This window comes from Bacteroidetes Order II. bacterium (assembly GCA_016788705.1).
Taxonomy (GTDB): domain Bacteria; phylum Bacteroidota; class Rhodothermia; order Rhodothermales; family UBA2364; genus UBA2364.
Map to the genome: position 1 here is coordinate 1 of JAEUSQ010000002.1, position 7980 is coordinate 7980.

The 7980-nt window shown below is 46.6% G+C and carries 5 protein-coding genes; 4 read left to right on the top strand and 1 reads right to left on the bottom strand.

Going from position 1 to position 7980, the window contains the following annotated elements; genetic code table 11:
* On the bottom strand, nt 1-104 hold a 104-nt coding region (locus tag JNN12_00095; protein MBL7976707.1), incomplete at its 3' end, for a PD-(D/E)XK nuclease family transposase.
* A gap of 268 nt (nt 105-372) precedes the next feature.
* Between JNN12_00095 and JNN12_00100 the strand changes: the two genes are divergently transcribed.
* From JNN12_00100 to JNN12_00115, 4 genes are all read left to right on the top strand, one after another.
* Nucleotides 373-4257 (top strand): response regulator, encoded by a 3885-nt coding sequence (locus JNN12_00100; protein ID MBL7976708.1) that lies wholly within the window; start codon nt 373-375, stop codon nt 4255-4257.
* 277 nt (nt 4258-4534) lie between these two features.
* Nucleotides 4535-4870, top strand: a complete 336-nt coding sequence (locus JNN12_00105; GenBank protein MBL7976709.1) for a helix-turn-helix transcriptional regulator — start codon at nt 4535-4537, stop codon at nt 4868-4870.
* Nucleotides 4871-4975: 105 nt separating this feature from the next.
* Entirely contained in the window at nt 4976-5359 is a 384-nt protein-coding gene (locus JNN12_00110; GenBank protein MBL7976710.1) for a hypothetical protein, read from the top strand.
* Between the two features lie 322 nt (nt 5360-5681).
* A partial coding sequence (locus JNN12_00115; GenBank protein MBL7976711.1) for a T9SS type A sorting domain-containing protein occupies nt 5682-7980 on the top strand: 2299 nt, incomplete at its 3' end.

Sequence of the window (7980 nt, forward strand, 5' to 3'; positions counted from 1 at the left end):
AAGAGGGCATTGAGGAAATCCATCAAGACCGGTTTGCTGGCTTCTTCGCCGAAGAGTTTTTTGAACCCGAAATCGGTATAAGGATTAAGATACTTTGCAGCCATATGGGTCTTGGGTTACGCCTGTCCAAAACGACTCTTCGAACCTATTTGTTCCACTCCAAGTTTGGATGAGATGGTCTTTCTCGAGGTATTGGTACCCTATAGGCAACGGTTCGGCACTAAATCAGAGGGTGATAGGTGATGTTCGTCTTGATCTTAAAGGTCTTTATTTCAGTTGATCGCTTTTTTTAGAACAACTTGGCCCTAAGGATGTATTTTATAAACGCTATTTAGTCAATAGTTCGAGGTGTAAACTTAACTACTTTTATTGATGTACAAAGTTTGGGTGCTAAAATTATTGTTTTTCTTTCCTCTGGTTGGGATTGCCCAAAATACCTCGCCCGTTTACTTTAAGACCTGGGAAGCGATGGGCGTAGAAAAATCGGTAACGGGTTTATCGTTTGGTGAAGACCAAAATATCTATGGCTATATTGATCGCACCATTTACCGTTACGACGGCAATCGGTGGATTCGCATCATCGAGACAGAGCGGACAAGGCAGGCTTATTTCGCTTCTAAGCAAGGGCTTTATATTGGCAATAGAGGTGTGGCAAATTTGTATAAGCCCAATTCCAATGGAACGTTTGACATCATAGACCTTAATTCTGAAACATCGAGGCAAATAAAAATCTTACCCTTTTATATTCAAAACACCAAAGATGCCGTCTATTTTGTGAGTCCAGAGGGTGTTTTTGCTAAAAATCATGCCAAGGTTGATGGGAAATTAGAGCATCTATGGAAAACGGGTACCATTGCGTACTGCAATTCGCCCGATGCGTTCTACATCGTAGATCATCAAAGTTACCAATTGGTGAAAATCCAAAAGGGCAACGTACAAGTACTTTTAGACGTTGCCAAACCGGGCGGAGATGTTACCAATATCTTATACCTTCGGTGTTCGGCAAAGGGAAACTTGTTGATGAAAAGTTTTACGCATCAATTTTTTCGGTATTCCCCAAGTTCAGGTTTAAAACCTTTTAGCATTCAAGGATTTGCCCCGAATGTGGCGGTCAGAATGTATCGTGCGCTTGCTTCGGGTGGCTATGTTTTTCTTTTGGACAATGCACAAATTGTGATGACCGATGAAGAGGGGAAAGCCCTTCAGCAATGGAGTCCGACCGACTTAAAACTCAATGCGCCGCCCACCGATATCTTGGCAGATAACCAAGATCGGATTTGGTTTTCGACCATAGAAGGCATGGGCTATATTGATGTCCGTTCTCATTTTGAAGCCTCAATACAAACCGAATCTATCTCAAGTTTAACCAAGACCTTGCAGGATAAGGACAATGCGTACATCATCACAGGCGAAAACATCCTGCGTAAAAAACTAAGTGAAGCATGGACTCTGCCTTTTAAACCCATTTACACAACCACTAAAGGGCTAATTGTTACCGCAACACTTGGTGTAAATAACAATCTTTGGGTGTGTGACGGAAGACAAGTCGTGCAACTGCAAAATGAGGTAAAAACTGCCTTTCCGCCGAACCTTCCTTGCAAAGCTGTCGCAACATTGAGTCTTGCGCCCAACCTTGTTTGGGCAGGCGATGAGAACGGCTTGCGAATCATGGACAAGCAAGGGAAAGTGCTTGCTACCCACAAGTTTTCGGTCAATGACTTGTATGCGTTATCGCAAGATGAATTGTTGGTACAAGAAAGAAAGGACAAAACCGATCGCTTCACCAGATTAAAATTCGATGCAAATGGAAATATCGTTTCGACCACACGTTTTCCCGAATTCGCGCAAAAATTTATGTCCTTGGAACGTATTTTTCAATACAACGGCAAGATATTTATCTACGACGGCACTCAGGTTTATCATTTTGGGCGCAACAATTGGGAAGCCGCAACCGAGATTTGGCAACCCAATCCCACGATCACGCTTCATGCTTTATTGCCTGCTCCTGATGGCAAATTATGGCTCGTCGCCGAAGACCGAACCGGGTATTTCACCGTTGAAAACGGGCAATATATTTGGCATGGGCTTCCGTATCGTTTAGATAAACGCAATGGCGCAAATATGCTTTTTGCGTTACCCGATGGCTCGGTGATGATGCGTTCTTTATCTGGCAAAATGGCACGCATTCAGCCCGAAGCCATGAAAAAACCTCAGGCCCGGATTGCAGTGGAGGTGTCGGCGGTCTTTAACCATGTTTCAGGCGAAGCGTTGTACGTGGGGACAAAAGCCAATATGCCTGCTTCATGGACACTTTCAACGGAGGTCTCCACCTTGCGCTTCCATTTTGGGCATAGAGAAGGTTCAGACGCAGGCATCGAATACCAAACCCGACTTGAAGGCGAAGAAAGCCAGTGGCAGGCATGGAATAACGATGCAGAACGGCAATATGCCGATCTTTCGGGCAGTTATACGCTACATGTGCGGATGCGCGATGGCTATGGACGCATCGCTGAAACCGCGTTTCCCTTCTACGTCTATCCGCCTTGGTATGCGCGTTGGTGGGCGCTTTCTTTGTGGGCGTTGCTACTCGGTTTTGGCAGCTACTACGGATTTCAATACGCAGTGCAATATCGCACCAAGCAATTCGAGGCGCAAAACCGCGAACTCGAAGCCAAAGTGGCAGAACGCACCGAAGTGATTGCCCGCCAAACCGAAGAGCTGCGTTCCTTAGACCGAGCCAAAACGCTGTTCTTTGGCAATGTAAGCCATGAATTTCGCACGCCGCTTACTTTGCTTTTGGCTTGGATTCAGCGATTAAAGAAAGAGCGTCCGCACTTGGATTCGGCAGAAGGCAGCGAAGCCCTCTATCAAATGCAGTCACAGGTCAAGAACTTGCAAGGGCTGATTAACCAGATTTTGGATTTGACCAAAATTGAGGCGGGGCGTTTTGAATTGAACAAAGAGGCGTTGGACATGGCAGCTTTTGCCAAGCGCTTTACCGGCACCTTCCAAAGTCTTGCCGATTATAAACAGCTTAAATTGGTCGTCGAAGTGCCCCATGCGCCTATTCCCGTTTGGGCGAGTATGACCGCCTTAGAGCAGATTTTGGGTAATTTATTGAATAATGCCATTAAGTTTACCGAAGCAGGCGGCGAAATCAAGGTACAACTCCACATTCAGCCCGATAAAACTCTTTCGCTTGCTGTAACCGATACAGGGTTCGGTATTTCACCCCAAGATTTGCCGCATATTTTCGAGCGATTTTATCAGGCAAAAGACGACCGAAACAAACAAGGTGGCGGCACGGGCATAGGATTGGCATTGGCGGCGGACTTGGCAAAACTGCATGATGGCACCTTGCGCGCAACAAGTGAACTTGGCAAAGGCAGCACGTTTACACTTGTGTTACCCATCATGGAAAATGCGCCCGAAGTGCTTGCTACGCCACCTTACGAAACGCTTGATTCGCGTTTACCCATGTTGTCCTCGTTAAACGCTGTACCACAAGCCGATCCCAACGAAGACCGCGCCCGCTTGCTCATCATCGAAGATCAACCCGATTTACGCGCCTTCATTCGGCAGATGTTTGAAACCGAATATGTGGTGTTTGAAGCCGAGAATGGCGAAACAGGCCTTGAGATGGCAAAATCCGTCTTACCCGATTTGGTGCTGTGCGATGTGATGATGCCTAAGATGAACGGTTTTGAAGTGACCGAAGCCTTGCAGCAAAACCCCGAAACCAAAGGCATTCCTTTCTTGTTTCTGACGGCGCGTGCTTCCGAAGAAGATATGCTGCATGGGCTTTCCTTGGGGGCAGTGGATTATATCCTCAAGCCTTTCGATACCGAAGCGCTACAACTCAAAGTACGGAATTTATTGGAAGTGGTGCGCCGCGATTCCTTAAGCAAGATTGTCGCACCCCAAACAAAAACCGCAACCGAAAGCTCCTTCCAAACAGTAGTCCGTGCGTATGTTTTGGAACATCTTGCCAATCCAAACTTAACGGTAGATGATTTAGTGGCGCAGCTCAATCTTGGGCGCTCTGTCTTTTATCAGCAGTTTAAAGAAGAGCTTGGCGTAAGCCCAGTCGTTTATATCCGAGCGTTGCGAATGGAAACGGCGCTTGCATTCCTTCAAAAAGGAGGCTTAACGATTTCGGAGATTGCCTACCAAGTCGGCTTTAACAGCGTCGCGTACTTTACCAAGACCTTCCGCGAAAAATATGGCAAACCGCCGAGTGCGTTTTTGGCGGATTAATTTCATCCATCGTGGTGTCTGGGCAGATCACGCGGTAGGGAGAGAAACGCGCGTTCAAAGAAATTTAGAATTGGCATATTAAGTTCCTACTTCTCTTGTAATGACAAGGGGTTGGCTTCTTGAAAGCTGAACCTTTTTTATGCTGTATATGGCTTGTGGTCTTGGTGTTTCAAAGGTTTCCGGACAATTTTTATAATGAACCGGACGATTGTGATAACCCCCAAATTCTGAAATTCGATAGTTTTAACCATACTCGATAACCCCAACGAATACTGGTATGCGTGTCGAATCTAAGACTGCTTTCAGGGTACGGGTGGAGCAAGCCATCCAGCAAAACTTGAACAACACTAATTTTTCCCTAAATGCCCTTATGCGTGAGATGGGGATGGGACGTACCTTCTTCTTTCTGAAATTTCGTATGGCATTTGGTACTACGCCTAATAATTACATCCGCATTGCTCGTTTAGAAAGAAGCGCCCAACTACTAAGACAAAAATCCCTCGCCATCACGCAAATTGCTCTGTACGTGGGCTTTAGTAGTGTGGCCTATTATACCAAGTGCTTTAGGGAACACTATGGTATAACGCCTACTGAGTTTCAAAAACGTGGATAGAGGTCTGTCAGGTCATTCACCCGCATTAGCCTTTATTTAAATGCCAAGTAGGTTTCGGCCATACATTTGGCTATGGTCTTATCACTTTTAATCCCCAATCTTTTTATGTCTATTTTTGATTGGTTGAAAACAAAAGAGCCAGTAAAAAAAACCGAAAACATCAAATTAACCGTTTTTAGGGTAAAAGAAGTATCGGTTCATGATGCATTTGAACTGCTGAAAGATGGCACATTGCTCATAGACATCCGTGAAGACTTTGATCGAAAGACACACGGAACGTGCTATGGAGCAAGGCCATTGCCTCAGCGCGAGTTTTCGCTAAAACGACTTCCTGTCAATACTCAGACCCCCATTATGTTGATTTGTCAAACAGGCTCAAGGGCAGGGTCTGTTGCCCGGCAAGCAATGGCATGGGGGTATGGCCAGGTTATGAGTGTTCAGGGTGGATTCCAGCGCTGGAAAAGAGCCAACTTGCCAGTGATACCATGATTGTTGGATGGTTTGTTCTTGGGGGTTAGTGGCCAGTAATTATTCAATAACCCTTATCTATTATTTGACTTTATAGTTTCTTAATAAATGTGTACGATATTGATATTCAATCGCTGTTTGGAAGTTGTATTTTTATAGAGAGCTAAAATACATTTAGTTTTCCTACCACCCACCAAAAAATCTGCTACCACATTACAACAGAACCCTCCGAATGGTTGGTTGTGCATGGTCATGCGTGTAGAGTCGTTTCATGCCTTGTCTCTACAGGCAACGTCTGTACATGCAACGTCTTCAAACTCATTAATTCATCATCAAAACAAACATGAAAAAACTCCTTACCCCGTTTGTCTTTATCCTTGCCCTTGTGGCAAGCCCCGGCGCAATGGCGCAGTTCCAATTTCATAACCCCACCCCCACAAGCCAATCCTTAAGTGGCATAACGTGTGTAAGCAGTACAAAGTGTTTTGCTGTTGGCGCTTCGGGTAACATTTTAGAATATGATGGCACAAATTGGACTTTAGCCACCGTGCCTTCTGCAACTGCGATAAATGCTATTACTTGCGTGAGCAGTAGTCTTTGCTTTGCCGCTGGCGTTTCTGGCGCGGTTTGGAAATACAATGGCACGTCTTGGACAACAGAATCCACACCTGCTGCGACTGCAATGCGAGGCATTACTTGCGTGAGCAGTAGCCTGTGCTTTGCCGTTGGGGATACTGGCACGATTTGGAAGTACGATGGCAGTACTTGGACACCAGAAACCAATAAGCCTGTTGGTTCACTTTCAATATATGGCATTACTTGCGTGAACAGTACGCTTTGTTTTACCGCTGCGGCAAATGGCCAGATTTGGAAGTACGATGGCACAGCTTGGACAGCCGAAACTACACCTAATAGTACAACTACACTAAATGGCATTACTTGCGCGAGCAGTACGCTTTGCTTTGCCGTTGGCGGTTCTGGCACAATTTGGAAGTATAATAGCAGTGGTTGGGCAGCAGAAACTACACCTAATAGTACAACTACAATGTATGGCATTACTTGTGTGAGCAGTAGTCTTTGCTTTGCCGTTGGCGGTTCTGGCACGATTTGGAAGTATAGTAGCAGCTCTTGGGCAGTCCAAATCACACCTTCTCCCGGACCTACAATGCGAGGCATCACTTGCGTGAGCAGCAGTCTGTGCTTTGCTAGTGGGACTTCTGGCACGCTTTGGCAGTACAATGGCACGGTTTGGTCGACAGTTTATCAAAATTTAGGCGGCAGTGCACCACCACAACTAAATGGCGTTTCTTGCCCAAGTGCTACCCTCTGCTTTGCCGTTGGGGCGTCTGGCCAGATTTGGAAATACAATGGCACGAATTGGTCAGCCGAAACCACACCTTCTACTACGCCAAGTATTCTTGGCATTAGTTGTGTAAGCAGTAGTCTCTGCTTTGCCGTTGGAAGTTCTGGCACGAGTTGGAAGTATGATGGCAGTGCTTGGACAGCCGAAACCACACCTTCTACTTCGCCTTCTATGTATGGCATTAGTTGCGTGAGCAGCAGTTTTTGCATTGCTGTTGGCGCTTCTGGTACGCTTTGGAAGTACGATGGCACGAGTTGGTCTCCCCAAACCACAGTCAATAGCGGTATTATAATGCAAGGCATTAGTTGTGTGAGTAGCAATCTCTGTTTTGCCGTTGGAAGTAGTGGCACGATTTGGAAGTATGATGGCACGAATTGGACAGCCGAAAACACACCTTCTACGTCGACTGGAATGGTGGGCATTAATTGTGTAAGCAGCAGTCTTTGCTTTGCTGTTGGAGGTTCTGGCTCAATTTGGAAGTACGATGGCACCGCTTGGACAGCCGAAAACACACCTTCTACGTCGATTATAATGCGAAGCATTAGTTGTGCAAGCAGCAGCCAATGTGTTGCCGTTGGAAATAGTGGCGCGATTTGGAAGTACAATGGCACCGCTTGGGCGGCGGTCAATTCCCCAGTAGTAACTGCTTTAAATGGGATAGACTTACAAGGTTCGCTCAATAGTAAAAATGCCTATAAAACAGCAGCCTCCACAGAAGCGATTGTTGTAGGTACGAGTGGCGTAATTTTGGGCAGCACCTTAGCCGCGTTGCCCATCTCGCTGGTTTCGGCAAATGCTACCGTGCAAGCCCAAACCGCTACGCTGAAATGGGAAACAGCAAGCGAAACCAACAACGACCGCTTTGTCATCGAACAGCAAACGCCCCAAGGTTGGAAGAACGTAGGCGAAGTGCGCGGCGCAGGCACAACCACGCAAGCGCAGCACTACACCTTCCAGGTACCCAACTTACCCTATGGAGCACACACCTTCCGCATTGCCCAATACGACCGTGACGGGAGTGTGCGCTATGGCAGCCCGATTTCCGCTTTTGTAGAACTGTTAGAAGCCTTCGCGCTTTCAGAAGCGTACCCGAATCCCTTTAACCCCAGTACGAATTTTACGCTTGCCATTGGGCAGACGCAAAACGTGCAGATTCGGGTTTATGATGTGCAAGGTCGTCAAGTGACGCTGCTGCACCAAGGCCGTTTGGCGGGACAAACGACGCATCCGTTTTCCTTTAATGCGCAAGGGCTGCCTTCTGGCAAATACCTGGTGCGGG

Excerpts from the sequence above, each read along its gene's own strand:
- JNN12_00105 (MBL7976709.1), top strand. The coding sequence starts at position 4,535 with ATGCGTGTCGAATCTAAGACTGCTTTCAGGGTACGGGTGGAGCAAGCC.
- JNN12_00110 (MBL7976710.1), top strand. The coding sequence starts at position 4,976 with ATGTCTATTTTTGATTGGTTGAAAACAAAAGAGCCAGTAAAAAAAACC.
- JNN12_00100 (MBL7976708.1), top strand. The coding sequence starts at position 373 with ATGTACAAAGTTTGGGTGCTAAAATTATTGTTTTTCTTTCCTCTGGTT.